We start from the raw sequence: 242 nt of genomic DNA, 5'->3' as shown, positions 1-242 counted from the left end.
CGGGAAGTCTGGTCCCTTGATGATTTTCATCAGATCCTGAATAGTAATATCCGGGTTATCAATCATGGCAAGTACGCCATCGATGACCTCGTTCAGGTTGTGTGGCGGAATGTTTGTCGCCATCCCTACCGCAATACCTGATGCACCGTTCAGCAACAGATTGGGGAACCGGGAAGGGAGTACTACCGGTTCTTCTTTGCGCCCGTCGTAGTTGGGCACAAAGTTGACAGTCTCTTTATCAA

General features: G+C 49.6%; 1 protein-coding gene. It reads right to left on the bottom strand.

The window, feature by feature from the left end; translation table 11 throughout:
- On the bottom strand, positions 1-242 hold a 242-nt coding region (locus tag EDM52_RS24220; RefSeq protein WP_276330148.1), incomplete at both ends, for a DNA gyrase subunit A.

It is taken from the genome of Brevibacillus invocatus (assembly GCF_003710915.1).
Classification (GTDB): Bacteria; Bacillota; Bacilli; order Brevibacillales; family Brevibacillaceae; genus Brevibacillus; species Brevibacillus invocatus.
Note: the sequence above shows the minus strand (reverse complement) of the source record. Positions and strands in the feature narration are given on the sequence as shown.